The following is a 19,573-nucleotide window of genomic DNA, read 5'->3' as shown; positions in this document are numbered from 1 at the left end:
TGATCCAAATTGTTGTAAGCAGCGGAACGCTAGACTCAGAGAGACCTCTTGGATCTGTTGTCAATACACAGCAGTTAACTACTCTTTTTTAGAATGTTTATTCAATAACGGTTAAGGAGACCTCCTTATGGACTTGGAGCCCTTGTTTCACTGGTGTGAAATTTGCCAGCATCCCGTTTATACAGCTCGGGGCAATAGCTGTCCGAATTGTGGAGGTACAATCAAATACCTAGCAACAGATGCTCGTCCTGTATTTGCACGTGAGCGGCGTATACTGCAGTTTTACGGACACGGTCCTTTAACCACAGAGGCTGTTTGGCGAGCCAGTAAGAGCCGCTACTACTACATCAATGGAAAACAGGTGACGTTACCAGCCTCTGAAAAGCTCAAAAACGACATTCCAGCTATCGCCGAATACATTCGTGATAGTGATCACTACGACGCTTTAGACCAACAACTAATACGCGATTACCAGAGACAACTGGAAGTGAATAAGCCCCATCTTCTGGAGTTAGAGGATGAAGCATTTCAATTCATTCAGCACGCAGTAAATCGCTTCTCCCGACGCCTAATTCTAGTATCGTTTAGCGGTGGTAAAGACTCAACAGTTGTATCTGATATTGTACGAAGGGCCTTGGGGCGCTCCGATATTCTCCACGTTTTCGGAGATACCACGCTAGAGGATGAGCACACCTATGATTATGTGCGTACATTTCAAGAAGAGAATCCACTAATTCCTTTTTTTAATGCTAGAGCAGAACACAACTTCCATGAACTAGTCGAAGAAATGGGTCCACCAAGTAGAGTTATGCGTTGGTGCTGTACTATATTCAAAGCTGGTCCTATCAACAACCTTCTTCAAACGTTAGGGGATCAAAAAGTTCTCACGTTTTATGGTATTCGCAGAGATGAATCACAGCGTCGTAGCCAGTATCACAAAGTATCTTGGAATGACCCTGACCGCTTAGGCACCGTGGTGAAAGTTGATCAAGGTGACGAGCTGAATGGAGTGACAGTAGGTGCAAAAATCGGGCAACAGGCTACAGCCTCCCCAATTATTGATTGGACTGAGTTCGATGTGTGGAATTACATGTTGAGCTATAACGTACTTTTTAATAAATCTTACCGTTTGGGCTATAGTCGAGTGGGATGTTGGCTCTGTCCTCTCAATTCTGAGTGGTCAGAGATGCTCGCAGGTATCTTCTTTCCAGAAGATGCTGCGCGCTGGAGAGTGCAGCTTATTGATTTCGCACGCCGTATTGGCAAACCAGATCCAGAGGAGTATATTGATGACCGAGGCTGGGTCAAACGCTTTGGCGGTGCGGGACTTCCGAATCGCTTTAGCGGATTAGAGGCTAAGCCTTGCGGAGACATGGCCAACACCGTCCAAATAGAAATTGAGCGTCCGGTAGACGTAGAACTAGAGGAGTTCCTTAAGCCGCTAGGAAGGATTATTCGAGATCGCTGCAGACCAGCTCTAGGCGAGATTTATTTGGAGGGGCGACGAAACCAAGATTGGGATGCGCTCATTGTGCAGGCCCCCGATAATAGTACTTCTTTGCGCTTTACCGTAATAAATCCCAAGCAGGATATAAACCGCTTGACATGGTACTTCAAACAGCAGTCTACCAAGTTTCAAACGTGCATTCAATGTACAGCCTGTTCAGCAGTTTGCCCACAGGGGGCCATCACCATCAAACCAGAACAGCGCATTTATGAAATCGACCAAAACGTCTGCACGGGATGTATGGAATGTGTAACTCACTTTGGATCGACAGGGTGCCTCGTTGCGAAGAGCTTAAGTGTCTTCGGCAAGAGCAAGGGGACAAGGGAGATTATCCCTCTAAAACAATTGTAGGGGTGGTATTAGGCAATGGCATTTGCAAAACATGAGACCTTCTACATTCGTGAAGGCTGGCTATATAAAGGGATGGCGGCAATAAGGAGTGCTGAAGAGGAAGGTAGGCTTCCGACGGTATTCCTCGATATCGACGCAGCTGAGAGACTAGGCATAGGACAAAACATGGTAAAGTCTCTCCGCTTTTGGATGCAGGCAACAGGATTGGCTGAGGAGAAATCAGAAGAACGCCAGCGGGTGCAACATCTTACACCTCTTGGCCAGTTAATCTGGACATACGATCGCTATTTAGAGGATAATGCTACACTCTGGCTCCTCCACTACCACTTGGCTTGCAGCCGGGATCACGCCACCACATGGTATTGGTTTTTCAATCATTTCGCACCATCGTTCTTTGATGATGGTAATTGCCTGGAGTCACTTAACAATTGGGTGATAAATAATTACGCAGACCAGGAAGTTGCTATTGGCTCATTGAAAAGAGATATAGATTGTTTACTTCAAACGTATCTACCAAGTAAAGTCTCTCGAACTCCCGAAGAATTGACGGAATCACCATTCTCTAGATTAGGGGTTCTAAGCAGAGTAGGCGACAACCGTGGGCGTCAATACAGAATGGAAAGGCTAGACTCAGCTCGTTTTCATCCACTCGTACTTCTCTACGTACTTGCCGACCGACAGCTAAAAGCCCGGAATGGTGTAACACAAGTGGGGCTCACTGACGTTTTGCGCGAGCCATTAAATGCTGGTAGAGTTTTTAGCCTGACCACAACAACGCTTTCCGACCTACTGGCCAGGCTTAACAAAGATTATCAGGACTGGCGCATACAGTTTGTCCGAACAGCTGGACTCGATACGCTCACACTTCCCATACTACAACCTAGTGATATTTTGGCTCGTTATTACACCGAACGAGTGTCTAGGCGCGAGGATATATAATGTCATCAAGTACCATTACAACGCCATTGAAGGCGCTCTCTCCGCATTTCCAGCGGTCTATCAATGTAGTTTACGATGCTGGTAATGCCGACTACGTCTCGGGTTACATCCCCACTCCTAATGGAGCAGAGGCGTTAGCATCTATCCTTGATGGCACGGTATCCACTGCTACACAGCGCTCCCACATTTTACATGCAGCATATGGCTCAGGTAAATCACTCCTAGGCATTGTATTGGGCACGTTCGCCAGTAAAGATGCCGACTGCCACGACGCTCTATCAGTCGTACAAGAGAGGTTGATGCGCAGGTTTCCAACCCAGGCAGAGCGTATTAACCAGTATGCTCGTAGCGAAATGCGTCTGCTGCCTGTCATCCTTTCAGGTGATGAAAAAAACTTAGCAACAGCCCTTACCAGAGCACTGTCTCGCGCATTGACACACCAAGGACTGTCTCATCTCAAACCACGCACGCAGTTTGAGTCGGCTCTGAGTATGATTAGCCTATGGGAGACCAGTTATCCAGACGCGCATCAGCAGCTTCAATCAAAACTGCTTGAAAAAGGGTCGTCACTTAGCAAGCTAACCGATAAATTACAAGCCCTCAACCGTGAAGCGCTAATCCTGTTTGAACAGCTCTATCCAGAGATTACGGCAGGAGCTCAGTTCGATTACAATACAGGGCCTTCTCTAGAGAGTATATTCCATGCTACAGCAGAAGCGCTCCACGACAGTGGCTACGAAGGCATTATAGTTATTTGGGACGAGTTTGGACGCTTCCTTGATTCCAGAGCAGGAGAGCCGTTTGGGGCTGAAGCAGCGCTTTTACAGTCATTTGCCGAGTTTTGCAATCGAAGCGGCTCATCCCAAGTGCATCTTGTTCTCATCACACATCAGCTTATGTCCAGTTATGCAGCTGGCTTACCACTAGTCCATCAGCAAGAGTGGGCGAGGATAGCTGAGCGATTTCGTAACCACGATATCTCTAGTGATCCTAATGTTATGTACCAGCTCATCGTAGAAGCCATTAGTACACCTGACACCAAAGCGTGGCAGCGTTTCACAGACATTCATCGTTCCGCTTTCAATCAATTGACAGCCGTTTCTTTTGACCTCTCTTTATTCAATGAATTAGACGATGTGGCATTGCGCCAACATATTATCGAGCAGGCATGGCCGCTACATCCCCTGACAATTTATGCACTTCCTCGCCTAGCAAGCCGTGTCGCTCAAAATGAGCGAACGCTCTTCACATTCCTCGCTGCTGACGAACCAGGAACATTAGCTGATTTGCTCACAGATTGGGGAAACGTGGACACATGGAATGTATTAAGCTTAGATCTTGTGTGGGATTACTTCGCCGACGCTATACGGTCAGATACAAAACCAGGTGGAGCACATCCCATATGGTCGGGGACAATGCATGCCCTGGGCAAATTAGGCCGAGAAGATAATATAACACAATCACTGGTCAAAGCATTAGCCATTCTTCTGATTGTTAACGAGGTTAATACTCAGTCTCAAGGTGCGTCCGATCGTGTCTTACCTACTACAGAGATACTAGCATGGGCATTAGGCATTTCTGCCGATGACGTAGCAGCGCGTTTAGAAACGCTTACGCAAAGGAGAGTCGTTGTCTATCGCCGGTCGGACGGATATTGGACGTTCACTCGTGGAAGCGATGTAGACCTGGATACAGAACTGAGCGCTGCACTTGAGAGGCGCTCTCCCAATCAGCAACAAATACGTTTAGTGGTGGAGCGTTATGTTCCTCTGCCCTACTATCTACCTCGCCGGTATAATCAAGAACACTCCATCACGAGATTTTTCAATGGCATTTACTGCTGGTCAGGTGATATGAAGCGAGTGAGCGCCGAGCTTTTCCTCAAACAACTCGGTGAGCATGGCTATGCCGATGGTGCTATTGCTTATGTACTAGCAACAAATGCGGCAGAAAGAGAAGAAGCCATTCGTGTTGTGCAAAATCTTCCAAGCAGCCGTACAGTATACGTCATTCCAGATCAGCCGTTGTTGCTTGCAGAACCAGTTCGCGAACTCTTTGCATTGGACGACCTAAGCAATGATCCTGTTTTTATGCAGAAAGATGAGCGTCTTCCGACGGAAATTGCTTTCTTCGTCGAAGATGCGAGGACTCGTCTCTTGCGGGCATTAAATCCGCTCTTGCAGCCCAGCCTCGCGAAGGCGACCTGGTGGTGGTATGAGGGCTCTGAGTGGCGCTCAGGACATTGGGAAACGGACGACATCTCTCGGTTACTCTCGGGGCTATGCGACCAGTGGTTTAATAAAACGCCGACATTAAATAATGAGTTGGTGAACCAGCAAGAGCCATCCGGACAGCAAGAGCGGGCACTGGAGAAAGTCATCGAAGTACTACTTGGAAGCCCACAGGATGCACTTCCTCCGGATTTTGGCTTACAAGGTCATGGTCCAGATTGGCTCATTGTACGAACACTCCTAATCCGCACAACCTTAGTACAGCTCACTGCCACTGGATACGGTATCCTGAGAAAACCAACTAATGGGGACTCACTGGCTGAAGCATGGGAGGTCATACAAAACTTTGCAAATACAGCAGTAGAGAGAGAGCAAGAGGCCTCTACGCTCATCGATAGACTGCAGTCACCTCCCTTTGGTTTGCGCCGAGGTGTTCTGCCGCTACTAGTAGCAGCTGCCTTGCACTTCCGTCTCCCAGTACTTACCATGCGGCAGAGTAGAAAAATAGTTTCTCCTGTAACTGCAGAGGTCTTCATTAAGCTCTGTAAGCAACCAGAGCAATATACTATTGAGCTAGGGCCTTGGGATGCACGGCGCTCAATCCTGTGGTCAATCCTTGAAGAGCGGGTAGAGAGTTTCGTGTCAGATCAGAAACAGACGCAACAACCACTTAATGCTTTGAGTATAGGTCTACTGCGTTGGTTGCAAAGCCTGCCAAGATACTGCCGAGATACTAATCTGGTCTCCACTAATGCCCAGGAATTCCGCAATTTACTGCGAAAAGCGCAAAGAGAACCAGCTCGCGTATTATCTTACGATTTACTAGAACTACTCGAAAACGACAGCATTGACGTAAGCAATGAAGATAAATACAGGCAAATAATGAGGGAGCGGCTATCCAACTTGATGGATGAAATAGCAGCTGCCTACCAGATGTTATTGTATTCCTTAGACCGCTTTGTGCGAGAAACCTTTGCTAGCGATGCCTCAGACGGACATGCAGCAATAGTTACATGGTTAAAAATCATTGAAGAACAAGCTGAGAAACCATTGAGATCCCTTCGCTTTAGCGACCAGCTTGCCCAAAGATTAGTTCAAGTTGCCAGCGAAAACGAGTCAAAGCAAACAGCGAACTTCTGGGATCATCTGTCCAAGGCTATATTGGGTATATCCTTGAGTGATTGGAATGATCGCAGCAATGAGACTTTCAGGCATAACTTACTAGAAGCAAGGAAGAGGATTGAAAACGAGATTTTCGATCTCTCCTCCGACGAGACCGCGGTAAAACTTTCTGTTGCACTGCCCGAAAAGAGTGAGCAGACATACCGTTTTCGCCAATCGGGTTTATCTCCACAAGGGCAAAGAATTCTACAAAATTTTAAATCTACTCTGGAGATTTCGGGACGACCTCTGTCTCTCGACGAAAAGCGCCAAATTGCTCTCGCTCTATTAGATTATGTTATGGGAGGATCAAATGTCAGCGACTAGAGAGAACTCTTTACAGATGGAGGAGCAAGAACCTATTTATTTAGACAACGCTGCTACAACATTTCCCAAACCCGAAAGTGTTTATGTAGAGGCGAACTCATTCTATATGAAGCAAGGCGGCAATGCTGGGCGCGGAGGGAACCCATTTGCACGCGCAAGTACACGAATGCTTACTGAGACGCGAGAGCTCCTAGCAGATTGGCTTGAAGCTCCGTCAGCAGATAGCGTCATTTTTACCGCATCTGCAACGCACGCTCTCAACCAAGCTATCTTTGGAGCCAACTTTTATCCCGGGGACATCATCTACGTCACACCATTTGAGCACAATTCAGTACTAAGACCGGTAGAGCACCTACGGCAATCAAAGGGAGTCCAGGTCCGACAAATTCCATTTGGACAGAGAACATTTACCTGTCAACTCGACAAGCTCACAGCTGCTTTCCAATCTGAACCGCCCACAATGGTCTGTGTTACTCACGCAAGTAATGTTTGCGGAGTGATGCCCCCAGTGGCTGAAATTGCGAAGCTCGCAAAACAAAGTAACCCAGAAGTTATCATTATTGTAGATGGTGCACAAACAGCAGGGCTCTATCCCATTGACTTGAAAAGTGGTCTTATTGATGCTTTCATCTTTTCAGGGCATAAGTCGTTGTATGGTCCGTTTGGTATAGCTGGCTTTGTTCTAGGGTCTAACTGGAAGCCTAATCCACTGCTGTTTGGCGGTACAGGTACTTTCTCTGAGAGCATCGACATGCCTATGTCATTGCCCTCAGCATACGAAGCTGGAAGCCATAATATATTGGCAATAGCAGGACTACATGCAGCTTTAACCTGGTTGCAAAAAAATGGGCGAAAATCTATTGTAGAGCATAGCATTAATTTAGCAGAACAGATACGCGAAAAGCTAATGAGCTTACCAAACGTCGAGGTATATACACCACACACATCTACCTCTTGGTGCGGTATTATTTCGCTTACAATAGCTGCCTCCTCCCCACAAGCAGTTGAGGCAGCTTTAGGAGCCAAAGGAATCGCAGTCCGCGCCGGTTTACACTGTGCCCCTTGGACACATAAATGGCTAGGAACGCTCGAAAATGGAGGCACTGTAAGAGTAAGTCCAGGTTATTTTAATGACTTTCAAGATGCTGATGCTATTATTAGTGCGCTGCGAACAATAGCATGCTAGCTTATGGTCAGAGATTATCAGAAAGCTATTAATCTGATCTCGGCTTCACATCTATAACAACCCTCTTATATTCAGGATCCAAGGCTGCTAATTGATTGCGGACTAATTGCCGTAATGAAGCAGCAGGTCGTAAGCAGTAATCAACTAACTCCTTCGTGCTCAATCTCAAATCGGGAAAAAGTAGTTTAAGATATCCCGCAGCCAACCTTATAATAGCATTATGATCACGAAGGTCGTTAGTGCCAATAATGGATCCGTGAGCTTTAACATAATCCTCATATCCTGCCATAGATCGTAAGTTATGAAGTACCTCGCCGAAAAAGTCGGCTTTAAAACCAACGCTCATTGATATTGATTCTTCTTGTATCCTAGGCAACTTCCAACCCGGCAATATTCCATGGATACGATCAATAAACGCTGTTTCACGCAAAAATTCCGGAAGGTTTGCAAATAAGTTCTCTGAGCGCGGATAACCATTAGCATCTAACGGTATATTTGCTAGTATGACAATGCCAGAAGTTGCAATATTTTGCTGTTTACCACCCCGTGAGAAGCTTCCCGACTCAAGGTAATCCTTGAGTACACCGATGACTTCATTTGGGTTATCAAAGGAGAGCGATTGTGCCTCGTCAAAAACAACCACATCAAAACGCGACAATAAACCTGACTGATTAGTTGCATTATTGTGAAATAATACTGCTGCAGTAACTTTTCCACCGGATATTAAGCGCACATAACGTGAAAGATTAAGGTATACAAAGGATTTCCCTGTGCCTTTAGGGGCCAATTCTACAAGATTGACACGCTCTTGCACTATTGGAATAAGGCGTGTAATCAAAAACATGAGTTGGTCCGGAGTATAAGCAGCAGGGTTATAACCCATACTGCTTACCAATAAATCTCTCCACTCTTCAAGCGTAAAATGCTGGCGCTGTTCACAAAATAAATCCATATCTATCGTTGCCGCTTGCATAGGTCGGAAATCAACCATATGTATGGTGCCGGGAAGGTGCTCAATCTCATTTGGCGGCTGATATTCTAAGCGTCCGACTCCCCAAACGCCTCCTCCAAGCAAAAGGGGGTATTTCTCGACAATATACCCTTCAATAGTGGCTTTGTTGTCATCTAAACATGGAATCCTCAAGGTGTATTTATCTGAACGAAGGTTTACCTCTACAGTATATGTGTCCAAAATGAGCAAAGTTTGCCCATTTTTTAGTTGAGATTTGAGTTGCTCTTTTCTGTCCTTTGATGGCAGGTGTTTGTTGATAAAATCCCGCATACGCTTGCGTGCAGCATCATCAATGCGTCCATCCGTCATATGGCGAGATACAATCCATTCACCAACGTACATAGGAACGCTCTGAGATCCAATACTCGCCTGGCGCATAAGGCCTTTGTTTATACATACTTCGTCATAATAGTAAAGTGCTTTTTGCTCAAATGAAAGCGTCATAGCATATCCTCAAACATCTCATCAACATCACTTGTCTGCAAACGTCGTATAGGTATACTTACATCACCCCTGAAAACTTGGCGGATTCCACCACCTTCACAGGTAAGGGACCATGTAACCAATCGAGCAGATTCTCGATAGACTACAGCAGGTAGTATAACTTCGCCAGTAATCATCGCATTTGGTTCCACGTAACTCTGAATCAATTTTGCCGTGGAATCGGCCACCAACAGTTGAAGCACTGTAATAGGAAACGGATTCATATTTCCAAGCGTAACCTGTAGTGCATTAACTTTACTTGAGAACAAAAAACCTGATATGTTTATCACTGGCTCTAAGAATTCTACCTTATTAGTCTGTAACGCGATGAAAGGAACTATCACTTCTTCTGGCGTTGCGCCACCATGCGTCCAACCTTTCGGTCGTCGTCCTACGGCACTATATGCTTTTGGTATAAAATACTGTTGAGGCAGGCTGAAAACATCCTTCTGTAGGTAGTGCCAATCCTTTTTGATCTCCTCTAGTTCATCCTTCTCAGGTATTCTGCTACTAGTACAGGCACGTGCTCTTGAAGAGGCTTTCGTTTGCTCATCTGGTATACCTTCTAAATCGCTGTCATCTACTGAATGGGCAAATTTTGGAAGTTGTAATACCCTAGCATCTTTAGGTAAAAACGTACTTCCGTGATCGCTGCTGACAAATGCCTTGGCTCTCAAGTTTAGCCTCAAACAACGCTCAAAACCTTCTTGTATGAGGCGGGAAAGCAATACAAGGTGGCCATCAATACTTTCGGTATCAGTGAACCCTTGAGTATCATGGCTGTGGTGATCTAGTCCATTGTACATCAAAGTATACAGCCCTGGTTGAAGTGTTGAAGAGAAGGCTTCTTCTAGTTCATTTTCGTGTCTATACACATGGATGTTCTGTACAGCTGAAACTAGACGTTCCCTCACAATCTGAGCTATAGGCTTCGTATTATCCGTCGACTCAAGATACCCACTTACCAAAGCTTTTTTAGAAATCGATGTGATCGTTGGGAGTGCAGAAATCGTTGGCTCGAGATATATTCCCCCAACTTTGCGCTCAGCACAAAAGGACTTCAGTCTTTCTCCCTGCCACCAAGTTAGCCCATCAACAACAAACCAGAAGACAACATCGACTGATTTTTCATCAAATAGCTCTTTGATCCTACTTAGTTGATGTGGGGTAAAAGGGGCCATCGGATCTGATGGAAACTTTGGGTATATTTTTAAGAGCCACTGCTCAAACTGAGCTGCAAGCTTCATTTGCGTATCTCTCGCTTGTTTGTTACGAATCACCCATGCGAAGTAAGGAAGATATGCTTCTGTAACCCAGCGCAGCCAATTTTCGCTAGACCATAGAGGATCGGGTATAGGAGGGACGGGAGGAGGAACTACTTTCGCTAACCGTTCCAAAACATTATTTGCACGAGGGAAACGGGCAAAGCGATTTTTAATAGCTTCCAATAACTGGCCTGTCACGAGCAATGCATTAGCCCTTGCCCAATCCTCAATCACATCTAACTCAGCATCTGCAAGACCCGACATTTGTTGCAATGCAACTGAAATATCTGGTGAAGAACCAGAGATAAGCCATGTGTGCCAAAACCGTCTAAGTTCATTGTTTTTTTCTCGAAAAAGCTCGATGCAAATATCAGTATACTGATTGCAATCTACCAGGGGGAACTCTTCTAACCTTTGGCGCAAGCTAAATGTCATGGGATAAAAGCGTAATGCCCAACGGAGAAGAAGCGCTCTTGCAGTTTCTTTCCAAGACGGGTCAAGAAACACCTTGTACCGATCATCAACTTTAGCCCACTCAGCCAGGCGTGCTTCCATAAGTGGCAGTAGGAGCACAGGAATCTGTTTTACCCTTACCATCCAAGCAGCAACATCGGCCAAGTGGTTCTCAGAGGGCTGACTACAGCCCCAAACATGATCAACGCGCTGGCTTAGGATCCACCCTGTTGGATCTGCCGTTACTTCTTCATAGGGAAGCGGTAGTACCTTTAATAACTCTTGAATTGCCGATATGCTTAGTTCTACAGGGGGAACGAAACCAAAACGTTGTTCAAAGTATGCATATGGATCAATATCCTCCCAACGCACAATGTGGGGATCATAACCACGCAGATCCTTTAGCCATTGAGCGAGAATGGGATTTTGCACATAGACAGTGTAAGCAGTGTTCTCCTTGTCGAGAGCACTGCGAATTCGCTGTCTCAGCGGTATGTAATCTTGTATACGCCTTACAACATCTTGCTCATCTGTAGACTCAACTTGGAGTATGCTGTAAAAATCGCAATATATTGTGATCATCGAGGATCATACTCCTCAACTAATCGTTCCCACAGCCGACGTTGGTCTTTGGGTAACAATCCTTCAAAGATTGACTGTATCATCTCAAAGGCCTGCTCTACCGTATCGCTCGCCATATCATTGCGAGATGATGCCACTTCAACAGCTAGCTCTGCTTTATGCGGCTTTTCTCGGAGATGCAATTCACTTCTAGAAACAACTGGTGGCGTTGCAGGGAAGTTTGAGGACCCAACAGTATTTTGACGAGGCGCTATTACATCCTTCAGTGGCGTTGCTTCGGTAGAATTTGGTTGATTGGTGCCAGCGGTAAGTGATTCCGCTCCAGAGATTGCTGAATGCCCTGCTCGTTCCTCCCTCGATCCATTGTTTCCGATCTGAGCGGGCCTCTGTAGCACATCTCTATCGACTGTCCTCTCTTCAAGTATCTGCGAGGAAAGTCGCTCTACCTGATCTTTAACTGCTTGCACTGCCTTTTCGAGAATGTTCATATACTCTTTTTTCGTATGCAACGCTTGCCATTCACCGAAAGTCTGCAATTTCCAGCGGGCTGGGAGGGCATTAAGAAATACCTGCTCGAAGTTATATGGCCTATCATCAAGTAACCCTAACATATCTTGGGCCTCTACCTGACCTGCCAAGTCCTGTAGGCGCACTCCCGTTAACTTACGCCATCTTAAAGCAGCTTCTAACACCTCTTTTTCATCTTTAGGCGTCTCGCTTAACCCAAACCACTGGCCGATTTGCAGTGCAATAGTCTGCCTCAGCCTCTTCGGAAGTTGCTGTAATTGTCGATATGCGCTCTCTAGATTTGAGAGTGCTCGATTGATATCTTTACTATCCCATTCCACACCATCTACGGGCAAACCGATATGCTCAGGTAGTGCGTCAAGGAGAGCTGCTTTTCTTTCAGAATCCTCGCGCAATTGGCTAAATTCTATTAGACCTTGGCACGCAGGCAGTAGCTCCCGAGGCATATCTGGTAGGGCTTCAGTAAGTTCTTCTAAAGAAGGTGCTTGATGTATTAGAGCTACCTCCCTAATTCTTTGATACAGAAGTTTTGCTACCTGATTGCGAAGTGACGCAGCATCCGCTCTTTTGGTATGCAATTCTATTTGAGAAGGTAACAAGATGCGTAATAGCCCCTGCAAAAATTCTCTTTGAGGATTCGTCAATGGTTGATAACGTATAGTATAGTTTTCGGGAGAGTCAATCATCTTTAGGATAATTTCCCCAGTGACCCCTACGGGGTTGAGTACCTGCTTTGCATCGAAAACTTCTATGTAGTCTCGATTCAAGTGGAGAAACGCTGCGAGGAAAAGGGCCAATACTGAAGGATAAAGCCCATAAGGAGGGGATTCTAGTTGCTGAACAATGTTTGGCCAGGCAACGCTACTTTTCAACTGCCCATCCAAGGTATTCCATACGAATCTGCTGTTCTGCAAACGACGGTTCTGTTGATCAGGAATACAGGTATCATAGCGATTGTATCCTCCATCACGATCCACAACATAGAGTAGACCTAGCATCCTTGCTCCATCGGATAGTATCGCATCAGTAGCAGATTTCTTTCCATTTGCACGACGAAATGGAGCATTTAGTATATTATCCAAAGCATCTCGCAGTTTCGCTGTATTCCGTTGCGCTTTCGGAAGATGCTGGCTTGTGCTATGTACAGGAGTCGATGGAAAAACCTTTTTCATTACCCTCGATGCTAAATCCTCAGTTTGCATTAAGGTTTGAATGCTGGCAATTTTCCCTTCAGAATACCACTCAAACGATGCATAGTTCTTTAATTTTTGCTGTGCACGTTCGAATGCAGAGAGATAGTCTCCACCAACTAATCCATTGTCAGCTAAAAGTTCTTGATAATCTGGCCTGCTGTAATCTTCAGTATCACGTAAATCCTCTACAGCCATCCTACGTTTGAGACGTTCAAGGATATCAGTAGGTTCAAGAGGGACTGCAATAACCAATCGGTCGTATTGCTTAGTAAGCTGCAGAGCCAACGAACGGGCCTGTAATCTTTCATCTTCTGCGTTTGTTATAACGTACCATAGCAAAGCATCACAATTCTGTAGTTGTGAAGAGGACAAAGAGTTACTTGCCAGATCAGCAACTCCCACAAATTTCGCTGAGAGCTTACGTTCTGTACCATGTGTTCGATTGTAGTCGACAGCATTCACATCGCTTGACTCCTGCTGCTCATTTAAAACAGAAATCGGTGATTTGGTGATATCCTCTCGAGCTAGACGTTCAATGATACTGCGTAATTCACTTGGATTAGCCTGGCCTTGTTTTACTAAGAGGTAGTAACCCATCTGATTTGGATAGGCGATACCCGCTTGCATCAGTTCCTTAAGAGCGACCTTAACATTCTCTGAACTAGATGGGCTTAATCCTAATGCGTGACGTAATGAGTCAGAGTCAGTGCGCAGATTAGTATCACCAGAGGCAATTTCGAGCAGCACAAGTGCCTTGAGCAGGCGCCCCTCTAAACCCAAGTTGACCTGCTCAGGCAGTAGCTTAGTTCGAGCTTGTTGATATAGGAGATAGAGATCAGGGCGCTTCTCTTTCAAACTGACATCAAAATAGGCGAAAAGATAATCCAAAGGAACTAATGTAATCCATCCATCGAGAGAAGACACATTCGACTCATTAATAAAGGATTTGAGGCCGTATTGTTCGTCCCAAATGAAGCTAAACATAGTTCGCTCATTTTGAGCCAATGCTCTGTTAAGGGAGGGAAGGCAATAAGTTGTCAATGGATGTAGGGGATAGCAACCATTAACGATAGCGTTTCGGACCCATTCGCGATCATGCGTCACAGTAGGACGGTCTCCCCAAAGACGCATTGCTAGAGAAAGCAACTCATCTAGCTGATCAGGAACTGTCTTAAACAAACTCTCAGGAGGAACCAATTTGACAATAGAAGCCTTAATCAGCTCTTCCATATACTGTGATTTTAGTTCTACCTGCCCTCGAATGAAACGACCGCCCGAACGCTCAAGTGCAGCTTGGGAAGTGCGCGAACCAGCCTTTGAGCTTGCAAAACCTTCTAAACTCACAACATAGAAATGCAACTGGTATCGCCCAGAATCGTCTGCCATCTCTGCCAAATTATCTATAGCCTTGATATCAGGAGAAGCAGTGGCAGGTTCGGCGAGCTTTTGTAGCAGATATGTAAACTCATCAGCGATGATAAAAATCCCACTATATTCCCCGCTCTTAACCAGCGCCCCTGCGGCTCTTTCGAAAGCCTCATATGGTCTCTCAATGACTGCCGTCTCGTGAAATGGTAGCCCGATAGCTTGCAACGTTGCTGCTCGAAACGTATTAAGAGCACTATCAGCATTAGGGCCTGCGAGATCTCGCTTTAGTTGCGCTAAAGTGCAGCTGTGGTTCTCTTGTAGTTCTTTTTTCAAACGATGGATATTCTCGGGATGTCCTTTCTCCCATAAGTCAATTCGATCAAGTGCAGCTCGATAATAGGTCCGGCCAAGTACGTTTTGTTGGCCAATCCGCGTAAGCTCTTTCTCCAGCCCATCTAGTACAAAGCTAGAGAAGGTAATTGCTGTATCTGCTTGTAGCAGTACAAGGAGGAATGGGGGAAGACCTAAACGCGCATTATAGATAGAAGCGGCTTTATCTTTATCTAAATTCCTTAACTTTTCGTAAAACGGTGCAAGTAACGGATCATCAGCAGAGCAAGTAACATAATTAGAAATCATTAGCATAAGATCAGATTTACCAGTGCCATATGTACCAGTGAATAGTTTTGTTCTATGCACAGAATTAGGTTGTAAACTATCCCGTACCTTTAGAAAAACATCTAGCGTTTCCTGAGTTGGGATATAGTTTTGAACAAAATGGCGATTGCTCTCCTTATCAAAGAAATGTCTGGGAAGCTGTACAGATGGCTTGAATCCCCCCTGAATCTGCACCACATCTCGCATCATCTCAGGCATATGGTTACTCCTGCTCTATTTCATATATGTGATCTTGACTCATTTCCGGTAAAATGGACCGGAGTTGTAGTGCAGAGCGAATGCGGGTTACAAGGACGACTCCCGCTCTTAGCTCCGGAATACGCCCAACTATTCTGAAGAAGTTGTCTTGGTGTTCTCTATTCCATAGCCCGAGTAAGGGCTCAATTTCATCAAATATAATAAACTCTTCCTTCGAGTTTGAGCACCAAGTCAAGAGATCTCCTTCAAAATCTTTTGGGCGATAGGTTTCCTCTCTTCCAAGCAAACTGTCAAGATAACCAGGATCTAAAGTAAAATTCACGTATTTCCACTGATGAGCTGTACAAATATACTGGCATAATGAGGTTTTGCCACTACGTGGCGCGCCAATAATCCAGAGTACGCGGTAACGGGATTGGGCACCGCACACTCTGCGAATTTGAATTTCGAGCGATTGAGCAACATCTTCAATATTCATCTTTGTGTGTAGTAACGCTCCAAAAGAGAGACTGGTCGGTCTTGATAGAGCCGATGTACAGGTTCGTGCTGGGTCTCTGAGAAGCTCAAATAACCTAGTCCAGTTAAAGCTGTTATCCATTGTCTCACTTGGCCTGCATCAGCAAGACATAAGCGACCTATGCTTTCTTCCTCGCGGCCAAGCTGCGAAAAACTAAGCGTATTTGTCTCATCATAGTGGTACTGCCACCAATCGAGCAGCATGAAACCAACGACAAGGGTCGGAGGTGAAACAGGTTGCCTCACACAAAATGTTGTATTATCTAACTTCTCTAAAATACGTAATTGTGCCAATGCCTCTGGGCGAGTGTATGTAGTCAAGGCGGTTCGAGGGTCCTTGATCAAGGCACTTTGATTTTTGGTATTACTACCCATTAAATCCGCGAAGAAAGACCTGAAATGTTCGATATTTACTTTTGAATTAAAAGGGATATATTTATTTATTAAAATATACCAGGCATCAGAGGCTTCATCACGTTTGGTTGCCAAGTAGTAGTGTAAGATCCACTGAGTGCCTCTATCTGTTAGCGCAGGATCATATTGATAGACAAGTTTCCCAAAGGGAGTAAGTTTGTAAGATCGCTTTTGAGATCCTGGATGCGGTTCACTTATTATTAATCCTGTATGGCGCAACCAAGATGAAAACCCTTCAGCAACAGGTTGATTGACACTCATGCACTGGGCTAATGCAGAGTGACCCACTTCGGGGTCCTCCTGAATACAACGTAGCGCACTGCTTAGACGTTGTAAAACAAGATCAAAATTTTGGTAAAAGCCTAAAGTTTTGGCCATCCACTTTCCCTCATATTTATGCCTTCATGAGCAAGGAACGCACGCGCGGAAAGACATTTTAACAGCTTATCTAGCGATAATCTGTTAATTGATAATCTATGATTAAAAAGTGTATACTACACAAACCCAATTTGCAAGCATACACCATAAACAAGATATGTGACGAGGCGGGAACCAAGCTAGCTTAATTAGCTCAAAAAACACCAATTGATACACTCATAAGATGAGTGTATCAATTAACGTCACTAATACTCGTGGAAAGCAAGCTACCCGTATCTAGATGCTAGGATATAATTCGCTTACGAGCTGATACAAATCTTCAAGAATTTTATACAGGTGCGGATTTTAAAGTCCTAACTACCTCCTAAAAATTTTGGTTTATTTGGCCCCGCCAAATATTTGTGAAAAACTTCGCCAAATATTTGTGATACGGGGCCAAGTATTTGTGATAACCTACATATTTCTCTCTTAGATGTCCAGGTTGGCGTTGCGGGCGTGGCTCTCGATGAAGCGGCGGCGGGGCGCGACCTCGTCACCCATGAGCATGCTGAAGACCTTGTCGGCCTCGACGGCCTCATCGACGGAGACTTTGAGGATGGTACGGCGCTCAGGGTCCATGGTGGTCTCCCAGAGGGTCTCCGGGTTCATCTCACCCAGGCCTTTATAGCGGCCAACCTCGGGCTCCTTGCCGTTGTGCGTGGCCTTGTATTCGTCGATCAGGGCATCACGCTCTTCTTCCGTGTAGACGAAGTGGATCTGCTTACCAAACTTGACGTGGTAGAGAGGTGGCTGCGCGATGTAGAGATGGCCGCCACCGATCAGTTCGGGCATATAGCGGTAGAAGAAGGTCAGCAGGAGGGTGCGAATGTGCGCGCCGTCAACGTCAGCGTCGCACATAATAACGACGCGGCCATAGCGCAGGCGGGAGAGATTGAACTGCTCACCAATACCCACACCCACGGCGGTAATGATATTTTTGACCTCTTCGTTGTGCAGGATCTTGTCCAGCGTGACGCGCTCGACGTTGAGGATCTTACCACGCAGGGGGAGGATGGCCTGGAAGTGGCGATCACGCCCTTGTTTTGCCGAGCCACCAGCGGAATCACCCTCGACCAGGTACAGCTCACAGCGGTCTGCGCGCCGCTCGCTACAGTCGGCCAGCTTGCCAGGGAGCGTGGTGTCGAGCACGTTTTTGCGCTGGACGAGGTCACGTGCGGCCCGGGCGGCCTCACGTGCCTTGGCGGAGGTCAGACACTTGCTGATGATGGTCTTGGCCTCGCTGGGGGTCTCCTCCAGGTAGCGGTTGAGCATGTCCGCGGTGATGTTTTCGACGATAGGGCGGACCTCGGCATTGTTCAGTTTGCTCTTGGTCTGGGCCTCGAACTGTGGATTAGGGATCTTCACGCTGACTATTACGGCCAGGCCCTGGCGTACGTCGTCGCCAGTTAGATTGGGATCCTTCTCTTTGAGCAGACCAGCCTTGCGGGCATAGTCATTAAGAGAGCGCGTGAGGGCGCTACGAAAACCAGTGATGTGCATGCCACCATCTACGGTGTTGATGCCATTGGCAAACGAGAACTCGGTGGTTGACCAGCTATCATTATATTGCAGAGCAATATCGACTTTGACTTTATCAATCTCGCGGCTGGCGCTCGCGGGGCGTGCCTGAAGCGTGTTGCGATTCTTGTTGAGGTAGCGAACAAAGGAGACCAGGCCGCCCTCGAAGTAGAAGGTTGCTTCACGGTCGCTGCGCTCATCGCGAATGCCAATGGTCATGCCGCGATTGAGGTAGGCCATCTCGCGGAAGCGCTGGGCGAGGATATCAAAGTTATAGTCGCGTGTCTCCATAACGGAGAGATCGGGCAGAAAAGAGGTCCGGGTACCCGTGCCCTCGAAGCTGCCTACAGCGGCTAGCTTGGTGACAGGCGTGCCCTTTTCATAGCGCTGGCGATAGATTTTTCCATCGCGCCTGACATCGACCTGGCACCACTCTGAGAGCGCGTTCACCACCGAGACACCGACGCCATGTAGACCACTACTGATCTGGTAGCCGCCACCGCCAAACTTACCACCGGCATGCAGGACCGTCATCACGACTTCAAGCGTCGACATGCCCGGGCGCTGGTGATGCTCTTCAACAGGGATACCGCGACCATTATCCTCAATCGTGACCGAGCCATCGGCATGAATGGTGACCTGGATGATATCGGCATAGCCGGCCATAACCTCGTCAACACTGTTGTCGACCACCTCCTGGATGAGGTGATGGAGGCCACGCTGATCGGTCGCCCCGATATACATACCTGGACGCACACGTACAGCTTCTAAGCCTTCGAGAATCTGAATATTCTGGCCGCTATAGCCATTGTTGCCATGATTCTGAGTGGTGCTACCCAGGTCAACCTCATCACTGCTAGAGATTGTATTGGCAGGAGTTGCTAGGGCCTCCTGCTCATCTGAAATGTGCTCTGCCATTATTGATTCTCTTGTCTTTGCCATAGAACCTGTACATTCCTTTTGCTCAGTAAACACGGAACTGCGGCGGAGGCCGTTGCGCCTGGATAAACAACGGACAAGCCGCGGTCTGATACGAATTGCTGTTCTTTGAGTGATCGTCGTGGCTGGTCCCCCTACCACAATGGCACAACAGTAGTAGCGCTAGGAACAGGGGGCGAGTTATAGATGTAGAAGCTAGCCCCAATGCCTGCTGGTTGGACGTCTTCAGGTTTCGCCTGGCGTTCGCCTTATACATGACACGTGCTATACGCGTTCCAGGATGAGCGACAGACGACTGTGGAAGGCT

The 19,573-nt window shown here is 46.6% G+C and carries 10 protein-coding genes; 4 read left to right on the top strand and 6 right to left on the bottom strand.

Annotation, left to right across the window (positions count from 1 at the left end):
- The first annotated feature begins 127 nt into the window (after nucleotides 1-127).
- From KTE_RS14540 to KTE_RS14525, 4 genes are read left to right on the top strand one after another with little or no spacing between them, the layout of a single operon-like run.
- Entirely contained in the window at nucleotides 128-1,858 is a 1,731-nt protein-coding gene (locus KTE_RS14540) for a phosphoadenosine phosphosulfate reductase family protein (RefSeq protein ID WP_201382011.1), read from the top strand.
- 15 nt (nucleotides 1,859-1,873) lie between these two features.
- Nucleotides 1,874-2,797 carry a DUF4007 family protein gene (locus KTE_RS14535; RefSeq protein ID WP_201382009.1) on the top strand — a complete coding sequence of 308 codons (924 nt, stop codon included), beginning with the start codon at nucleotides 1,874-1,876 and terminating at the stop codon, nucleotides 2,795-2,797.
- On the top strand, nucleotides 2,797-6,516 hold the full coding sequence (locus tag KTE_RS14530; RefSeq protein WP_201382007.1) for a hypothetical protein: 3,720 nt from the start codon (nucleotides 2,797-2,799) through the stop codon (nucleotides 6,514-6,516). Before KTE_RS14535 ends, KTE_RS14530 begins: the two co-directional genes overlap by 1 nt.
- 16 nt (nucleotides 6,517-6,532) lie before the next feature.
- Nucleotides 6,533-7,702, top strand: a complete 1,170-nt coding sequence (locus KTE_RS14525; protein ID WP_201382005.1) for an aminotransferase class V-fold PLP-dependent enzyme — start codon at nucleotides 6,533-6,535, stop codon at nucleotides 7,700-7,702.
- Nucleotides 7,703-7,730: 28 nt separating this feature from the next.
- Here KTE_RS14525 and brxL read toward each other — a convergent pair whose 3' ends face one another.
- The 6 genes from brxL to gyrB form a co-directional block, all read right to left on the bottom strand.
- On the bottom strand, nucleotides 7,731-9,158 hold the full coding sequence (gene brxL / locus KTE_RS14520) for a BREX system Lon protease-like protein BrxL (RefSeq protein WP_201382004.1): 1,428 nt from the start codon (nucleotides 9,156-9,158) through the stop codon (nucleotides 7,731-7,733).
- The gene (locus tag KTE_RS14515) at nucleotides 9,155-11,497 is read right to left on the bottom strand and encodes a PglZ domain-containing protein (RefSeq protein ID WP_201382003.1); all 2,343 of its coding nucleotides are present in this window, start codon (nucleotides 11,495-11,497) and stop codon (nucleotides 9,155-9,157) included. The genes brxL and KTE_RS14515 overlap by 4 nt, the downstream gene beginning before the upstream one ends.
- Entirely contained in the window at nucleotides 11,494-15,462 is a 3,969-nt protein-coding gene (locus KTE_RS14510) for a hypothetical protein (RefSeq protein ID WP_201382002.1), read from the bottom strand. The genes KTE_RS14515 and KTE_RS14510 overlap by 4 nt, the downstream gene beginning before the upstream one ends.
- 4 nt (nucleotides 15,463-15,466) lie before the next feature.
- The gene (locus KTE_RS14505) at nucleotides 15,467-15,940 is read right to left on the bottom strand and encodes a hypothetical protein (RefSeq protein ID WP_201382001.1); all 474 of its coding nucleotides are present in this window, start codon (nucleotides 15,938-15,940) and stop codon (nucleotides 15,467-15,469) included.
- Nucleotides 15,937-16,770 (bottom strand): DUF4007 family protein, encoded by an 834-nt coding sequence (locus tag KTE_RS14500; protein ID WP_201382000.1) that lies wholly within the window; start codon nucleotides 16,768-16,770, stop codon nucleotides 15,937-15,939. The genes KTE_RS14505 and KTE_RS14500 overlap by 4 nt, the downstream gene beginning before the upstream one ends.
- A gap of 468 nt (nucleotides 16,771-17,238) precedes the next feature.
- Complete coding sequence (gene gyrB, locus KTE_RS14495; protein WP_236600399.1) at nucleotides 17,239-19,245, bottom strand: DNA topoisomerase (ATP-hydrolyzing) subunit B; 2,007 nt, start codon at nucleotides 19,243-19,245, stop codon at nucleotides 17,239-17,241.
- Nucleotides 19,246-19,573: the final 328 nt, after the last annotated feature.

This window comes from Ktedonobacter sp. SOSP1-85, from assembly GCF_016587415.1.
GTDB lineage: Bacteria > Chloroflexota > Ktedonobacteria > Ktedonobacterales > Ktedonobacteraceae > Ktedonobacter.
Note: the sequence above shows the minus strand (reverse complement) of the source record. Positions and strands in the feature narration are given on the sequence as shown.